The 16,130-nt window shown below is 53.8% G+C and carries 15 protein-coding genes; 2 read left to right on the top strand and 13 right to left on the bottom strand.

What is annotated here, in order from left to right:
* The 11 genes from KJ869_00745 to KJ869_00695 form a co-directional block, all read right to left on the bottom strand.
* A partial coding sequence (locus KJ869_00745) for a hypothetical protein (GenBank protein MBU1575719.1) occupies positions 1–265 on the bottom strand: 265 nt, incomplete at its 3' end.
* A gap of 104 nt (positions 266–369) precedes the next feature.
* Complete coding sequence (locus KJ869_00740) at positions 370–663, bottom strand: NADH-quinone oxidoreductase subunit K (GenBank protein MBU1575718.1); 294 nt, start codon at positions 661–663, stop codon at positions 370–372.
* Positions 663–1,196 carry an NADH-quinone oxidoreductase subunit J gene (locus tag KJ869_00735; protein MBU1575717.1) on the bottom strand — a complete coding sequence of 178 codons (534 nt, stop codon included), beginning with the start codon at positions 1,194–1,196 and terminating at the stop codon, positions 663–665. The genes KJ869_00740 and KJ869_00735 overlap by 1 nt, the downstream gene beginning before the upstream one ends.
* Before the next feature lie 50 nt (positions 1,197–1,246).
* Positions 1,247–2,728 carry an NADH/ubiquinone/plastoquinone (complex I) gene (locus KJ869_00730; GenBank protein MBU1575716.1) on the bottom strand — a complete coding sequence of 494 codons (1,482 nt, stop codon included), beginning with the start codon at positions 2,726–2,728 and terminating at the stop codon, positions 1,247–1,249.
* 37 nt (positions 2,729–2,765) lie between these two features.
* A complete protein-coding gene (locus KJ869_00725) occupies positions 2,766–4,649 on the bottom strand; it encodes an NADH-quinone oxidoreductase subunit L (protein ID MBU1575715.1) in 1,884 nt (627 codons plus the stop codon).
* Positions 4,646–6,115: an NADH-quinone oxidoreductase subunit L gene (locus tag KJ869_00720; GenBank protein MBU1575714.1), complete on the bottom strand. Its 1,470-nt coding sequence runs from the start codon at positions 6,113–6,115 to the stop codon at positions 4,646–4,648. The genes KJ869_00725 and KJ869_00720 overlap by 4 nt, the downstream gene beginning before the upstream one ends.
* A gap of 635 nt (positions 6,116–6,750) precedes the next feature.
* The gene (locus tag KJ869_00715) at positions 6,751–7,869 is read right to left on the bottom strand and encodes a hypothetical protein (GenBank protein ID MBU1575713.1); all 1,119 of its coding nucleotides are present in this window, start codon (positions 7,867–7,869) and stop codon (positions 6,751–6,753) included.
* A 130-nt stretch (positions 7,870–7,999) separates the two neighbouring features.
* A complete protein-coding gene (gene groL, locus KJ869_00710; GenBank protein MBU1575712.1) occupies positions 8,000–9,637 on the bottom strand; it encodes a chaperonin GroEL in 1,638 nt (545 codons plus the stop codon).
* A gap of 129 nt (positions 9,638–9,766) precedes the next feature.
* Positions 9,767–10,072 carry a co-chaperone GroES gene (gene groES, locus KJ869_00705; protein MBU1575711.1) on the bottom strand — a complete coding sequence of 102 codons (306 nt, stop codon included), beginning with the start codon at positions 10,070–10,072 and terminating at the stop codon, positions 9,767–9,769.
* A gap of 163 nt (positions 10,073–10,235) precedes the next feature.
* Positions 10,236–12,743: a TIGR03960 family B12-binding radical SAM protein gene (locus KJ869_00700; protein ID MBU1575710.1), complete on the bottom strand. Its 2,508-nt coding sequence runs from the start codon at positions 12,741–12,743 to the stop codon at positions 10,236–10,238.
* Between the two features lie 97 nt (positions 12,744–12,840).
* The gene (locus KJ869_00695) at positions 12,841–14,112 is read right to left on the bottom strand and encodes a tetratricopeptide repeat protein (protein MBU1575709.1); all 1,272 of its coding nucleotides are present in this window, start codon (positions 14,110–14,112) and stop codon (positions 12,841–12,843) included.
* A 157-nt stretch (positions 14,113–14,269) separates the two neighbouring features.
* Here KJ869_00695 and KJ869_00690 point away from each other — a divergent pair, with 157 nt between their 5' ends.
* The gene (locus KJ869_00690; GenBank protein ID MBU1575708.1) at positions 14,270–14,602 is read left to right on the top strand and encodes a DUF134 domain-containing protein; all 333 of its coding nucleotides are present in this window, start codon (positions 14,270–14,272) and stop codon (positions 14,600–14,602) included.
* Positions 14,599–14,964, top strand: coding sequence for a NifB/NifX family molybdenum-iron cluster-binding protein (locus KJ869_00685; GenBank protein MBU1575707.1), 366 nt, complete (start codon positions 14,599–14,601; stop codon positions 14,962–14,964). Before KJ869_00690 ends, KJ869_00685 begins: the two co-directional genes overlap by 4 nt.
* A 60-nt stretch (positions 14,965–15,024) precedes the next feature.
* Here the strand turns inward: KJ869_00685 and KJ869_00680 are convergent, their stop codons facing one another.
* Both KJ869_00680 and KJ869_00675 read right to left on the bottom strand, forming a co-directional pair.
* On the bottom strand, positions 15,025–15,603 hold the full coding sequence (locus KJ869_00680; GenBank protein ID MBU1575706.1) for a gliding-motility protein MglA: 579 nt from the start codon (positions 15,601–15,603) through the stop codon (positions 15,025–15,027).
* Between the two features lie 15 nt (positions 15,604–15,618).
* Positions 15,619–16,116, bottom strand: a complete 498-nt coding sequence (locus tag KJ869_00675; GenBank protein ID MBU1575705.1) for a roadblock/LC7 domain-containing protein — start codon at positions 16,114–16,116, stop codon at positions 15,619–15,621.
* Positions 16,117–16,130: the final 14 nt, after the last annotated feature.

Raw genomic sequence — 16,130 nt, 5'->3', positions numbered from 1 at the left:
CGCCGGGGATGGTGGCGATCACCAGGGCCGCCACATGCATCATGGTAAAGAACAAGGCGGCATGGAAGAACTGGCGGTAGCCCACCTGAAGCTTTTTCCCCGCAAAATCCTCTCCGCAGGCATACTGGCAAAGCTTGGCGCCCTCATCCTTCAATTTTGGGGCCATCACATCGCCCAGCTTGTAGATCAGGTAGGAGACCAAAGCGAAGATACCGAACCCGATGAACGGGGTGATCAGTATATTCCACTGGCTGAAAATTGACATATTGATATCCTCGTTTATTTTTTGCTTTTTATTTCAACATCTTCCCCACGAAAAACACGAAATTTTATTTTTAGTTCATTTCGCGTGTTTAGCGGGTAACGTCCTTACCCCTTTAGCTTGGTCAGGCTGCGGACATCCAGATTTCCGGTGTTCTTATAGGCGTTTATCACCAGGGCCAGGGCCACCGCCACGATGGAGACCTCTATCACGATGAAGGTGATCACCAGGCTCTGGGAGAAGAAGGTCTCCCCCCGGGCATACCCGGCGGTGATGAAGGACAGCACCGCCGATTTGGCCATGATCTCCAGGCCGATCAGCAGTTTGATCATGTTACGACTGGTCAGCAGGCAGTACAGCCCAATGAAGAACAGCAGCCCGACGAATATCAGATTGGTCACTACCATAGTTTGTGCCCTCCATCCTTGGCTTTTTCGGCGTCTATCTTATCCTGGGCGGTCAGTGGTTTCTCGCGGAACAGGGCCAGCACCCCGAATACTCCGCCGAAGATCACCGCGATCTGCCCGATCAGGTCCATGGAGCGGATGCCCCACAGGGTGGCTCCGAAGCTTTTCTCGGCATTGCCGTATCCGGCCGGAACATTGGAGAACAGCCCCTTCATCACCAGCAGATCGATGATGCCGAACAGCACCAGGAACAACGGAAACAGGTACATCGGCCAGCGCGATTCCTTTACCTGCTCCTCCGTCTTGGTCATGGCGATGGTGGAGACGAACAGCACCGTGATCAGTCCGGCCACCACCGAAAGTTCAAACACCGCGGCGTAAGGCGAATCCATCCGGTACAGCACCACCGCCAGCACGGCGCTCATGAAAGCCAAGCTCAGGGCCGCCCGTAGCAGGTCCTTGAAGAACACCGCCATACAGGCGAAACCGGCCAGCATTATCAGCAGTATAAGATTTATTAAGTCCATATTTTCTCCAAAAATATTTCGAAGTTAAGAACGTCTATCAGTAACCCGGACTATTGTCCGAACATTGAAAACCCATTGGCCCCGATGGAATTGGTCAGAGCGGTCATCCCCGGCTGGATCAGCTTGGCCGTGACCCAGGGATAGAACAGGCCCACCAGCAGACACAGGGCCGCCAGACAGAAAGTGGCGAAGGCCATATAGAACGGAACTTCCTTGACCTTCTCTAAGCCCACCGCCAGTTTTCCGAAAAAGGCTTTTCTTTGCATCAGCAGGAAATACCACAGGGTTAAAATGCTGGTGGCGATGGCGATGGCCGCCACTCCGACGTGATTGGCCTCCACCAGGGCCACGATTATCAGCAGTTTGCTCCAGAAGCCGTTGAAGGGCGGGATCCCGGCGATGGAGAAGGTCCCGATGGTGGTGGTCAGGCTGGTGATGGGCATTTTGTGGCCCACCCCGCCCAGCTTGGAGAGGTCTCTGGTGCCGGTGGCGTACTCGGTGGCCCCGGCGTCAAGAAACAGCAGGCTCTTGAAGGTGGCGTGGTTGAACAGATGGAACAGGGCCCCCATGATCCCCAGCGGGGTCCCCAGTCCCAGGCCCACCACAATGTAGCCGATCTGGCTGATGGACGAGTAGGCCAGCATCCGCTTGAAATCGTTCTGCCCCAGGGCGATCAGCGCGCCGATGACCATCGAGGCCACCCCCAGCCAGATCATGGCCTGGGAGACCGAGGCCGGCAGCCCGAAGATGTCGTACACCACCCTGGTCAGGGCGTAGATGCCGGAGACCTTGATCAGCACCCCGGACAGCATGGCCGAGATGGGCGCCGGGGCCGAGGGATGGGCATCCGGCAGCCAGGCATGGAACGGCACCATGGCCGCCTTCAGGCCGAAGCCCATCAGGAACAGGGCCAGGCACAGGCCGATCAGTTTTACGCTCATGCCGGTTCCCACCATCAGACCCAGCTCCTTGAAGTTCATGGTGCCGGTCATCAAATAGATGAAGGACATGGCCAGCAGAATGCCGGTGGTGGCCAGCACCGACAGCATCAGGTACTTGAAGGCCGCTTCCACCTCGTCGTGCTTCTGGCCGAAGGCCACCAAAGCGTATGAGGCCACCGCCGCCACTTCCAGAAAGACATACATGTTGAACAGGTCGACGGTCAGCACCAGCCCGTTCATCCCGGCCACCATTAAAAGGAACAGGGCGTAGTACGATCCCTTGGCCCCGTAGTGTTCCATGTAGTTGATGGAATAGATGCAGGCGAACAGCGAGATCAGGCTGATGGTGATCAACAGCAGCAGCGAAAAACCGTCCAGCATCAGGCCGGCCTTTAAGGGCAGGCCGATGGCCGCGGCATCCCACAGTATGCGGTGTCCGGCCGATATCAGGCGGATCTGGTACAGGCTCAGGGTCAGGAGGGCCGCCATGGTGGCCACCCCCAGGATATCGGGCAGTCCTTTCCACAGCCTGGAAAGCAGCGGCATCAGGGCTGCCATGGCTAAGGGTATGACAATGAATAAAAGCAACATGTTTAAGCTCCGCTATATTATATCATTTGACGTATTTTTACTTTACCAGGACCGCCAGGTAGATTACCAACAGGGCGAACCCGCCCACCGCCCAGGCCAGATAATTGGCATACAGCCCGTTGTGGTATTCCTTGAGCACCCCGGTGGTTACCCCGCCGACGAAGACGATCAGCTTCTCGTAGATGGCGTCTATCCCCCGGTCCACCACCTTGAACACCGCCCAGGCGGCGCCTTTCAGCAGGCCGTTGACGAACCACTCGTAGATGTCGAACACTCTGGCCTCGGCCCAGTCATAAAGCGTATGCATTACCGGCAGGTTGTGGATGGGCTCGGAAGCCAGGTAGGCCTTGCCCTGCCCCTTCTTGACCCCGTACTTGTGGATCAGGGCGGCGATCACCAGGCAGGCCAGGGATACCCACACGATCCAACTGAGGTGGAATACCCAGAACTCCATGGGACCACCCTCATGGCCGGCCATGATGGCTCTTCCCTCCAGCACCGGCTGGATCAGGTATTTTAAGGGCAGTTTGCTGTAGACCCCGAACAGGATACAGCCCAGGGCGATCACCAGCATGGGAACGGTCATGGCCCAGGACGGATCCTTGGGCGATTTATTGGGCATTTCAGGGCTCTGCTGTCCGAAGTAAGTGGAATGCCCCAGCTTTAAGAATGAAGCGAAGGTGAATATGGCGCCGATCCAGGCCGCTATGGGGAATATCATCTTGCCGGTCTCCACCGCGCCGTGGAACACCAGTTCCTTGGAAACGAAACCATTGAAGGGCGGCACGCCGGAGATGGCGAAGGCCGCCACCCAGAAGGCCACCCCGGTGATGGGCATCAGTTTGAACAGCCCGCCCAGTTTTTTCAGTTCGGTGGTTCCGGCCTGCTTCTCCACCGCTCCGCCGGTCAGGAACAGGGTGCACTTGTACATGGCGTGGTTGAGCATGTGGAACAATCCGCCTACGATCCCGGCCGGGACTCCGGTGCCGATGCCCAGGATCATGTAGCCCACCTGGCTGATGGCGTGGAACGACAATAATTTTTTATAATCCTTCTGGACCAGGGCCATCATCACCGCCAGAACTATGGTGATGGCGCCGATGGTCATCAAAAAGATGGACATGGTGCTGTTCATATGAATGGTGAACATCTCCAGAGAGATGCGTCCCAGCAGGTAGATGCCCAGCAGTTTCTCCAGGGCCGCCGGCAGGTAGGCCATGAACGGCAGTGGCGCGTCGATAGCGGCATCAGGGATCCAGGTGTGGAACGGCATGGCGCCGGCCTTGGCCATGGCCCCCAGGCCCATCAGCACGAAGGCGGCCGCCCCCAGTCCCATCGGCTCCAGGTGGATCTCGGACATGGTCAGGGTGCCGGACAGGTGCCAGGCGAAGATGATGCCCAATATCAGGGCGAAATCGGCGATGCCGGCGATCACCAGGGCCTTGGTGGCGGTCTTGAAGGCCTCCTTGTTGCCTATTGAGATCATTCCGTAGAGGGTCGCCAGTAAGGACTCCCAGAAGAACAACATTAATACGAAGTTATTGGAAAGGATGGCCCCGTTGGCCAGTCCGGCGGTCAGCAGGAAGTAAGCAAAAAACTCCTTGGAGCGGTCCTTTCCCTCCATGAAAGAGGCGGTATAAAGGGCCAAAAGGATCTCAAAACCGGCCGCCGCTAAAAGGATGAATTTGGGGAAATGATAGGCCCACAGGTCGAAATTTATCCCGAAGCTGGTCCAGGGCACGAACATTCTCAGCCCCTCGCCCCCTACCTTGAATATCACCACGGCATAATACATGGTAATGGCGGTGGCGATGATGGCCAGGATCTCCTTGCCCCACTTTATGGACTTGGGCAGGATGAAGGTCAGAATCCCGGCGATGATGGGAACCAGGATCGGTATCAGCAGAATGTTTGGATTCATCTCAATACCCCCAATATATCATGAATGGCAGGATTTCCCAAGACGTCGCGGACGGCGATATTGACCAGGTCCATCGGGTATTTGACCAGGATCCCGGCGGCCAGCGAAAGGATGGCCAGGGAGGCCACCACCCAGACCATGGTCGGGGTCCCCTCTTTATGGGCATGAATGCTGGGGTCGCGGGCCTCGCCCAAAAATACCAGGGTGAACAGCCGCATCAGATAGACCAGGGTCAGCAGGGCGGTAAAGATGGCCAATGCGCCGATGACGATATGGTTGGACTTGATGATGCCCTGGATGACCATGAATTTGGAGAAGAATCCTCCGAAGGGCGGCACGCCCACAATAGAGAAGACGCACATGATAAAGGCCACTGCGGTGATGGGCATGGCCTTGATCAGCCCGCCCATCTTGGTGATATCCTTGGTGCCGGTGCCGTGCTCGATGACCCCGGCGGCCAGGAACAGCCCGCCCTTGCCCAGCCCGTGCATCAGGATGAAAAGCAGGGCTCCGGCCACCCCGATGGTGTTGAAGGCGGCCAGCCCCATGAATATATATCCTATCTGGCTGACGGTGGACAGGGCCAGGATCCTCTTTATATTTGTTTCGATCAGGGCCGCGCAGGCCGAGACCATGGCCGACAGCAGGCCTATGATCATCAGGTATGTTTGCCAGTCTCCCGGGATCACGAAGGTGTAGTTGAATATCCGGGCGAAGGCATAGACTCCTATCTTGACCAGCACCGCGGCGTGCAGCAGGGCGGTCACCGGGGTGGGCGCCACGCCGGCGTCAGGCAGCCAGGTGTGGAACGGCAAAGTGGCGCTCTTGGCGAAGATGCCCATGGTTATCAAAGCCACCGCCAGTCCGCCGATGGGGAAGCCACGCATGTCCAGCATATTGAAGGTGCCGGTCTTGGCGTATACCAGAACGAAGCCCAACAGCATGAACACCGCTCCCCCGGCTGTCACTAAGAAGGCCTTGTCAGCCTTGACCACCACTTCCTTATCGCGGAAGAAGCCGATCAGGCGCCAGGAGCAGATGCCGGTGATCTCCCAGAATACGTACATCAGGATCAGATTGGCCGAAAACACCAAGCCCATCATGGCTCCCAAAAACAAAACCACCATCAGAAAATATTCCTGCTGATAGTGGTAGTCCTTGATATAGCCCAGCGAGTAGATGATGATCATGGTGCTGATCAGAGACGAGGCGATGGCCATGAAGACCGACAGCCCGTCCACCACGAAGGTGGCATCCACTCCCAGTCCGATGGCCCTCTGGAAGACGTGGGTCTCGCCCGAGAAGGCCGCCGGTAAAAGCGTAATGGCAAAAAAAGTAGTGGCCAGCCCCAAAACAACCGCCCAGGCGTTACGCCCTGGCTTGGAGGCCAGCCCTATCAAAGGCAAGGTAAAGGCCCCGATGATAGGGACCAATATCGTTGCCAGCAAAGAGAATTCCCACCCCATAAAAACTCCTAATGCTGTATTAAATTGCTAAACTTTGGCAAAGGCCATCTTATTTTTTGCGATGCCGCTTGTGGTGAGTTGGACCGAACCATAAATGATCCGCCTAAGGCGGACTGGTATTGCCAACAAGGCCGTTTTGCGGCCTTTGTGAAGATGCCCAGCGATAGCCTTTAGGCTATCGCGCCCCAAGCAAGGCGCCTATAATGGGTATTTGCCAAAGAGTATTAAATTAAATGGAAACAAGATATTTTACAATAAATGGCCCGGTATGTCAAGGGTAAATTATCCGGCCGGTTTTAGGGGTGGATAACAATTAGTGGTATTAAAGCAGACTGTATGGCACTATCTGTAGTGGCGGATAAGACAAAAAGCCGCCTTTCGGCGAACTCACCCCGGCCATTCCCTTTCGCTCCGAAAATAGAGCAATGACCTGCCCACTTCGCTTGGCACAACAATGATGCAAACCTCAGTGCAGGCTCTCTCTTTTAAAGAGAGGGGTTGGGGCGAGTTAAACAAGTAGCCCCGCAGTAAGGCGGGGTTGATCTATTCCTATCTTAAAAACTAGCAGAATGCAACCATAGTACTAAAAACCACATAAATGGATGACTTCTCTCAATGCAAGTATTTACATTATATTATCGAAATTTATCACATGCATTATTTGATTTTAATGTTTCCATAGCCCGTTTTACATTTTTGCGGGCCATGTTGTAATCTATTATTTTATAAGGATAAATAATTTCAATTTCCTTTATACTTGGAATACGCTGTTTCCGTTTTATTTGTTTACTTATCGGCAAACCAGTCGACCAAAGCACATTGAATTCAGGCCCGATTATAGATATTATCAAATAAATTTGATTCTGAATTTCAGTAATATTTTTGGGTTCAAGTTGAGTAAGCGTTTCTCTGCTGAAATAAATATCAATAATAAGATAAGCATCTGCACCTAAACAATACAATATTTCATCGGATAATTGTTTTTCCCTTTTTTCATCAGCATAATAGCGATATGCCTTCCCATTCGGGAAATAACACGAATCCCCTTTTGTATTCGGATAAAATCTGAAATACCAAAGATATCGGTCGTCATTATTCAGAGCATTATAGATTGAATCGCATTTTTCTTTTGACGTTAGCGGAGAGATTAATTTAAATAATCCCCTAGATGCAAGCTCGCGCTGCACGATCCCGGTCAAACTGTCGCAACACGATTTGTATTGTGCCTTACCCCCCCAAAGGTTATACTTATTATTGATCACGTTGGTGCGATAAAATACAGAATTATCTATATAACTGTCAATTACCTCAGGCGAAATATTAAATAAATCCGAATTATCATATGTGCCATATAAGGAATCGAACAATTCCCAGGTTGGTTTCTTCCCCTTGGCCCTAACAACAGCTTTTACCTTTTCCAAAATTTTATCGGTCTTTATTTGATAACTGTAGGAGTCAACCCATTTGCCCATGCCTGACAGCGAATCTTTCTTTTGTACATCTGCATAATTGCCGACATAGCCTTTGATCAGTTTAGATTTGATTCTTTCCCTAAAATCATCGATGCATCTATCATCTGGAAAATTTGCGCTGTCGAACTCGCATTTATCAGCGTATTCATCAACATAACCGGCAGGCAATAGGGCTATGTTATTTATCTCAGGCGAAGTGAACACTGTGGTTTTATTCTCCCCGTGGGCTGTTACAAAACCTAATATATTCAAAATAAAACAGGCAAAAAGAATTTTCCGCATTTTAACTTCCTTTTTAAATTAATAACATAAATTAGCATACCAAAACCAACCTCCGCCTGTCAACAAGAAACCCCGCCTTTCGGCGGGGTTTCTTCTGAATTCAATATTCTAAATTCCGTATTCCCGGATATTAGTACATATCCCCGTATCCGCCGCCGCCCTGCGGCATCGGCATGGGCTTCTCTTCCTTGGGCTTCTCGGCGATGACGCACTCGGTGGTCAGCAGCAGGCCGGCGATAGAGGCCGCGTTCTGCAGGGCGATTCGGGCCACCTTGGTGGGATCGATCACTCCGGCTTCCACCAGGTCCTCCACCTTGTCCTTGTCGGCGTTGTAACCAACGTTGACCGAAGTGTTCTTCTTGATCTCGTCCACGATCACGGCGCCTTCCACCCCGGCGTTGTTGGCGATCTGCCTCATGGGCTCCTCCAGCGAACGGCGGATTATATCCACCCCGATCTTGATATCGCCCTTGGCCTTGATGGCATCCAGGGCCGGCATGGCGCGAATGAATGCCACGCCGCCGCCGGGGATGATGCCTTCCTCAACCGCAGCTCTGGTGGCATGCAGGGCATCCTCCACCCGGGCTTTTTTCTCTTTCATGGCAGTCTCGGTGGGAGCGCCGACGTTGATGATTGCTACGCCGCCGGCCAGCTTGGCCAGGCGTTCCTGCAGTTTCTCCTTATCGTAATCGGACTTGGTCTCTTCGATCTGGGCGCGGATCTGGCCGATGCGGGCCTGAATGTCCTTGGTCTTTCCGGCGCCTTCCACGATGGTGGTGTTGTCCTTGTCAACGGTGATGCGCTTGGCCCGGCCCAGGTCTCCGATGACGGTATTCTCTAATTTGAAGCCCAGCTCCTCGGAGATGACCTTGCCGCCGGTCAGGATCTCGATATCCTTCAGCATCTCTTTGCGCCGGTCGCCGAACCCGGGCGCTTTCACGGCGCAGACCTGCAGGGTGCCCCGCAGTTTGTTGACCACCAGGGTGGCCATGGCCTCGCCCTCCAGGTCCTCGGCGATGATCATCATCGGCTTGCCTACCTGGGCCACTTTCTCCAGGATGGGCAGCAGTTCCTTCATGGCCGAAATCTTCTTGTCGTAGATAAGTATATAGGCGTCCTCCATGACGGCTTCCATGCGCTCGGCATTGGTCACGAAATAGGGTGAGATGTAGCCCCGGTCGAACTGCATCCCTTCCACGGTCTCCAGGGTGGTGTCCATGCCCTTGGCCTCTTCCACGGTGATGACCCCGTCCTTGCCCACCTTCTCCATGGCGTCGGCGATCAGGTCGCCGATGGTGCGGTCGTTGTTGGCGGAGATGGTGGCCACATTGGATATCTCGGCCTTGCCCTTGGTGGGCTTGGATATCTTCTTGAGCTCGTTGATCACGGTCTCCACCGCCAGGTCGATGCCCCGCTTGAGGTCCATGGGATTGGCCCCGGCGGTGACGTTCTTGATGCCCTCGCGGCAGATGGCCTGGGCCAGCACGGTGGCGGTGGTGGTGCCGTCGCCGGCGATATCGGAGGTCTTGGAAGCCACTTCCTTGACCATCTGGGCGCCCATATTTTCAAAGGGATCTTCCAACTCAATTTCCTTGGCTACGGTCACGCCGTCCTTGGTCACCAGCGGCGAGCCGAATTTTTTCTCCAGGACCACGTTGCGGCCCTTGGGGCCCAGGGTCACCTTGACGGCGTTGGCCAATTTATCCACGCCCCTTTTTAAGGCTTCCCGAGCCTTGACATCGTATTCTATCATCTTGCCGTTTGACATATGATTTTCTCCTTATTCCTCTATATGATTTTTTATTTTCTGGTTTAAAAGCGCCACGTCATACCCGCGCAGGCGGGTATCCAGGTGGATTCCCGTTTTCACGGGAATGACATTTGGCATTCTATTAATTTATTTTTCGTGGATGATGGCCATGACGTCGTCGGACGACATGATCAGGTATTCCACATCGTCGATCTTGACCTCGGTGCCGGAGTATTTGCCGTAAAGCACCTTGTCGCCCTTTTTGATGTCCATCTCCATCCTGGTTCCGGAGTCGGAGATCTTGCCCGGGCCCACCGCTACCACTTCGCCCTCCATGGGCTTTTCCTTGGCGGTGTCGGGAATGATGATCCCTCCCTTTTTGGTTTCCTTGTTCTCTGCAGGCTTAACCAATACCCTGTCGCCTAATGGCTTGATTTTGGTAACCGTTGACATACCGTCCCTCCTGAATTGTTATGGTTTTATTACTTTTTTGAATTTGTGAAATTGAACAACTTATAATTATAATCAAAATTCCGCAGAATTTCAAGTCCTATTATCTTTGCCGGAGATATCTTTTTGCTCTTTTGTGCCCATTTAATTGGTAATAATAAGTTCGTCAGCCGTCAGCAATAGACCTAACATTTTTGTTTGCAACGGAATACAGATCAATGCGTTCAATTATTGCCTGCCCCTTTTCAATATCCTGGCCGGTGAGGGCATTGACTATCTGCCCGATCTTGGCCCCGCTGACGTTCATTTTTAGCCGGACGATAAACCCGCCTTCGGCCAAAATGATGTCCATCACCTGTTTTCTGATATCCGCTTCGATCAGCAGGCTTTTTTTCATTATCCGGATCGGCCAGGCAGGCTGATCTTCAAATTTTGATCTTATGGCCGCAGCATCACCCTGCCATTTGACCATATAATCGGCCGCTTCGGCCAATTCCGATATCGACCGGGCATTGCTCATGATCGGCTTGACGGCCGATATCTCCATTCCCCGGGGCAGATGTTTATTAAGATCATTGATAGACTCTGCCGAAGCCGGGCGGTCCAGCTGGATATCCATGTATTCCCCCCGGCTGGTGATGCCCAGCGGCAGCGGCGGCCCGAAAGAGACCTTGGGATGCGGCGAGAACCCCTGGGAATAGGCGATGGGCAATCTTGCCCGGCTGATGGCTCTCAGCCAGACCCTGGTCATATCCAGATGCGAGATAAATTTTATCTCCGGCCCCTTGGTATATTTTAAACGGAAGCGGGTCTTGGCCAGCGGCGCCGCCTGGGGCAACATCTTCCGCGCCCGCCCGAATCCATCATCCTCTGCATTCTTTTCAATCTTTTGAACCTTTTCAACCTCTTGAACATTTTCATCCTTACTCAGTCCGGCAGCCCGGCACCCTATCCCGCATCCTGTGCAATCACCGATCCGGCAATCCGGAGTAACGAAATTTTGATGGGCCCTTTCCCTTTCGGCCAGCAGGAATTGTTGTTTGACCCCGTAATCGATATGGCCCCAGGCCAGCGGCTGGCCGGTATCCCTAGCCCCGGTGTAGATAGCGCTATCGGTGCCGGACTCGGTCAGGGCCTCCTGCCACTTGAGCCAGGAGAAATGCTCGCTCCACTGGTCGAACTTGCAGCCCTTGCGCCAGGCGGCTTCTATGGCAGCTGACAATTTCCGGTCGCCCCGCGATAATATGCCTTCCAAAGCAGATGATTCGGGGTCGTGCCACTTGAATTGCACCCGGGCGCTTTTGAGCCCTTTGTTAAGATGGCCGATCTTGTCCCTGATGACCTGCAGATCGTCCTGGGCCTCCCACTGAAATGGGGTCTGCGGCTTGGGCACGAACGGCGAGACCGCCACCTTGATGCTGATGCCGAACCCGGCCGCTTTTCGGCACAAGGCGATCATGGCGTCCAGGTCCTCCTGGGTCTCGGTAGGCAGGCCGATCATGAAGTACAGTTTGACCATCTTCCAGCCGTTTCCCTTGGCCAGCTTGATCACCGCCAGCAGATCGTCATCCGACAATCCTTTGTTGATGACATCCCGCAATCGCTGGCTGCCGGCCTCCGGAGCAAAGGTCAGCCCGGATTTTTTTATCTTCTTCAGGGCCAAGGCCACCTCCTGATTGAAGGAATCCAGCCGCAATGACGGCACCGAGATGGAAACCCGCCGGCTGGCAAAACAGCCGTTGAGCTTATTGAGCAGTCCCAAAAAATCGGGGTAATCATTGGTGGACAGCGACAGCAGCGAGATGTCGTCCCAGCCGCTGGCGGCGATGCCCTCCTTGGCCAGCTTGACTATGTCCTCCTGGGAGCGGTAGCGCACCGGGCGGTAGATCATCCCGGCCTGGCAGAAACGGCATCCCCTGGTGCAGCCCCGGGTGATCTCCACTGTAAACCTGTCGTGGGTCACTTCTACCAATGGAACTATGGGGGGATGCGGGGCATCCTCTATCTTCAGGTTTGGGATGGTGCGTTTTTTTATCGAGTCGCTTGACGAGTGAATGGCCGGAACATAGACCCCGGATATCTTAGCCAGCCTTTCTATCTTCTGTTTTCTATCTTCTTTATTTTTCTTGGCCTCCCGCATGGCCTGGCAGATCTCAATTATGACCTCCTCACCATCGCCGATGACAAAACAGTCGAAGAACGGAGCCATCGGCTCGGGGTTGGCGCAGCAGGAACCGCCGCCGATGACGATGGGGTGGCCCTCCCTGCGGTCAATTGATCTGATGGGCACCTGGGCCAGATCCAGCATATTGAGAACGTTGGTATAGCCCAGCTCGGTCTGCAGAGTGATGCCCAGGATATCAAAATCCTTTAGCGGACGCTTGCTCTCCCAGGCCCACAGGGGAATGTTCTGCTCCCGGAGTTTGGCTTCCAGGTCTATATCGGCCGAATAGGAACGCTCGGCCAGGGCATAGGGTAGTTTGTTGACGATGGTGTACAGGATGGCCAGCCCCAGCCCGGACATGCCTATCTCGTAAAGATCCGGAAAGGCCAGCGCCAGGCGCACCTCGGCCTGGTCCCAGTCCTTGTGAACGGCGTTGAGCTCGTTATTGGTATACCGCCCCGGCTTGTTGATTAAGGGGAGAATCCCCTCTATGTGGCTTGAATTCTGCATATTGAAGCCGTCATTGTATCATATATAAAAGGATTATGCAAATGGCGATAAAAAGCCCAGGCATTGCTGCCTGGGATAGAATCACTTTGACCTAAACTTAACTTGTCAACTCCTCCATCTTCTTCTTATAATCAATATCCGGGGTCTTTTCGTAAAGCCGGGAATAGATTTCCAGGGCCTTCTTGCGGCATTGCTCATCATTGGCCAGCTTGAACAGCTCAAAATTTATCACCGCCTGCTGATCCGGCTGTTCGGCCTCAGCCAGAAGTTCCCCGATTAGCCGGATCCCTTCTTCTTTGTCCTTGATCCCGACAAGCTTTGCCTGGAGCAGATGGCATTTGAAGATTGTATCCTTTTTATTGATCGATTGGGCGATCTCAAGAGATTCTCGGCATAATTTTTCAGCCTTCGCATATTCACCCAGTTCGAAATGCGCCTCGCCAGCCTCCTGCAGAAACATTGTCAGGTAATATTTCAGTCCGATCTCCCGGGCCAGGCCGATGGCCCGGTCATAAGCCTCAATCGCCTGGCCATAATCCCGATTTATCAAATGGATACTGCCCAGGTGGCTGTAACTGAGACTTAAGCCTTTTTTATCGCCCAATTCGCCGGCTATTTTAAGCCGGGCCCGAATGCCCTCCATTCCCTTTTGATGATGCCCCAGCATCACCTGAACCGCCGACATGTTTCCCAGAGCGATGCTCAACGAATGTTTATCCCCAAAATACCTTGCCCATTTAATCAGGTGTTCCCAGCATTCCAGGGCCCGGCGGTAATCCCCCAGGGACAGGTACACCCACCCCATATTGCCCTTGTCTATACAGGCGTTAAGACGATCCCCGGCCTGGTCGTCGGCTTGGAAGGCCCTTTGGTAATACTCCAGGGATTTGAGGCTGTCGCCCATATCGCCGTAGATGTTGCCCAGGTTGTTCATAGCGATGGACATCCCGGCCCGGTCCTGGCAGGCGGCCGCCAGTTCCAGGGATCTTTCAAAGCACTCCAGGGCCAATTCATAATTTCCCTGCTGGCTGTGGCTGTTGCCTATCTTGTTGAGAACCTCGGATAGACTCCTGGAATCCCCGGTCGACTGGTAATGATCGCGGGCGGCGCCAAGCAGCTCCATGGCGTGACCCGATTCGCCCCGGTTATGCAGCATCTTGCCCATTTTGCTCTGGCTCCTAGCCAGGCACTCGGAATGCCCGGCGGAACGGGCCTGCTCCAAGCTCTGGCCGTAGATCGCTTCCGCCTCGGCCCAGCGGCCGGTAAGTTCCAGCACCTCTCCCTTCCTCAGGTGGACATCAAAGGCGTAGTATCCAGGCTGGCTCCTTCCGGATTTGAGCCAAAGTATGGCGGGATTGTATTTGTGCATCGGAACTCGTCCTATGATTGATGATCAGGGCCATCTTCAAAATTATATGATATGACATATCCCGGCATCGTGTCAACGATAATTTACCCGTTAGTACTTGACAACGGGGGCCGGGATATGTATAATTGGCATATGCTAATAACTGTTTGGAGAGTCTATGTCCCGGCCCTGTAAATTCAGAAACGTCAGCCACCGGCCGGAGGCGGTCTACTTCAAGCCCCGGGCCATTCCTATGACAATGCTGGACGAGGTGATATTGACCTTCGACGAATTGGAGAGCCTGCGGCTGGCCGATCTGGAAGAGCGCTATCAGGAGGAAGCCGCCCCCCGGATGGGGGTATCCAGGCAGACCTTCGGCAATATTCTCAAAAGCGCCCGTAAAAAGGTGGCCGACGCCCTGGTCAATTCCAAGGCCCTTCGGATCGAGGGCGGAAACATAAATATTTCAGATGATACAAGAACCAACAAATGTATAAGGAGAATAAAATGAAGCTATGCATACCAACCAGCGATGATCTGGGATTAAAATCCGCCATCAGTGGTCATTTCGGCGGGGCGCCCTTTTTCTTGATCGTCGACACCGAAACCGGCTCTCTGCAATCGGTAAAGAACCAGAACGAACACCACTCCCACGGCATGTGTCAGCCCTTAAAATCACTGGCCGGGCATGAGATAGATGCCGTGGTCTGCGCCGGCATAGGAGCCGGGGCATTGAACAAACTCAATGCCTCCGGGATAAAAATTTTAAAAGCAACCGGAAAAACAGTGGAGCAGCTGGTGGCCGCCTTCAAAAACAATTCATTGCCGGAATTCTCGGCTATAACGGTCTGCACCACCCATGACTGCCATTGAAATCCGACCAGATCAAAAAAGCCGTTGGGGTTTCCCAACGGCTTTTTGTTATATTCCTGGCTAACCCAAATTCCTCAGCACCTTCTTGGCCACTTCCTTCAGGGTCTCGAACACCCCGTAACCCTGATGAGCCACCGTCTCGAAATCCGGCACCCCCCATTTATTAAGTTGGGTCCGCAATTCGTCCACCGAAGCGATATTAGGCAAATCCCGCTTGTTGTACTGAATGATGAAGGGTATGGTCTCAATGTTAAACCCGTTCTCGGCCAGATTGTCCCGCAGATTGGCGATGGATTCCAAATTGGCGTCCAGCCGCTCCACCTGGGAGTCGGCCACGAATACCACCCCGTCCACCCCTTTCAGGATCAGCTTGCGGCTGGCATTGTAAAATACCTGCCCCGGCACGGTGTAAAGATGGAACCGGGTCTTGAAGCCCTTGATGCTCCCCAGGTCCAGCGGCATGAAGTCAAAGAACAATGTGCGGTCCAACTCGGTGGCCAGGGAGATCAGCTTGCCCTTGGCTTCCGGCGCCACTTTGGAGTATATGTATTTGATGTTGGTGGTCTTGCCGCACAGCCCGCAGCCGTAATACACGACCTTGCAGTTGATCTCGCGGGATGAGTAATTAATTAAAGACACAACAAATCCTCCCGCTCACTTGAAAAGGTTGTCCACCTCGGACTCGGCCTCCGAGGCGAAATCACTGCCCAGAGGAGACGGGCCGCCGGATCCCGGGCCGCCCTCCAGTTTGGAGAATATGGCCTGGAAAAGCTTGATCAGCTCGGCCACCGTCTGCTTGACCCTGACCCGGACCAGGCCCAAAGTGGTCCGCTGGTCGAACACCACCGCCAGCATTACCCGGGCCTCGATGGAGGCCACGTAGATGTTCTGCTTTTCCCCCTGGTGAAACAGGGTGGCGAATTCCTTCTCCCCAACCAGCATGGCCAGCTGGCTGGTGGCGGCGAAGTCCGCCGCCGACAGCGAGGCGAAAGAGGTGGTGTCCAGCTGGCTGATGTCTCCGGCCGTGGTGATCAGCTGTCCGGCCTTGTCGATCAACAGCACCGACAGGGCATTGGTGTTCTTGAGAAGCTCGTTCAGCTTCTCGCTGATCGTCCAGAAATCGTCTTCAAAGACATTTACATTTTCCGACACTTTTCAATACCTCA

The organism is Candidatus Edwardsbacteria bacterium, from assembly GCA_018821925.1.
Lineage (GTDB): Bacteria > Edwardsbacteria > AC1 > AC1 > EtOH8 > UBA2226.
Note: the sequence above shows the minus strand (reverse complement) of the source record. Positions and strands in the feature narration are given on the sequence as shown.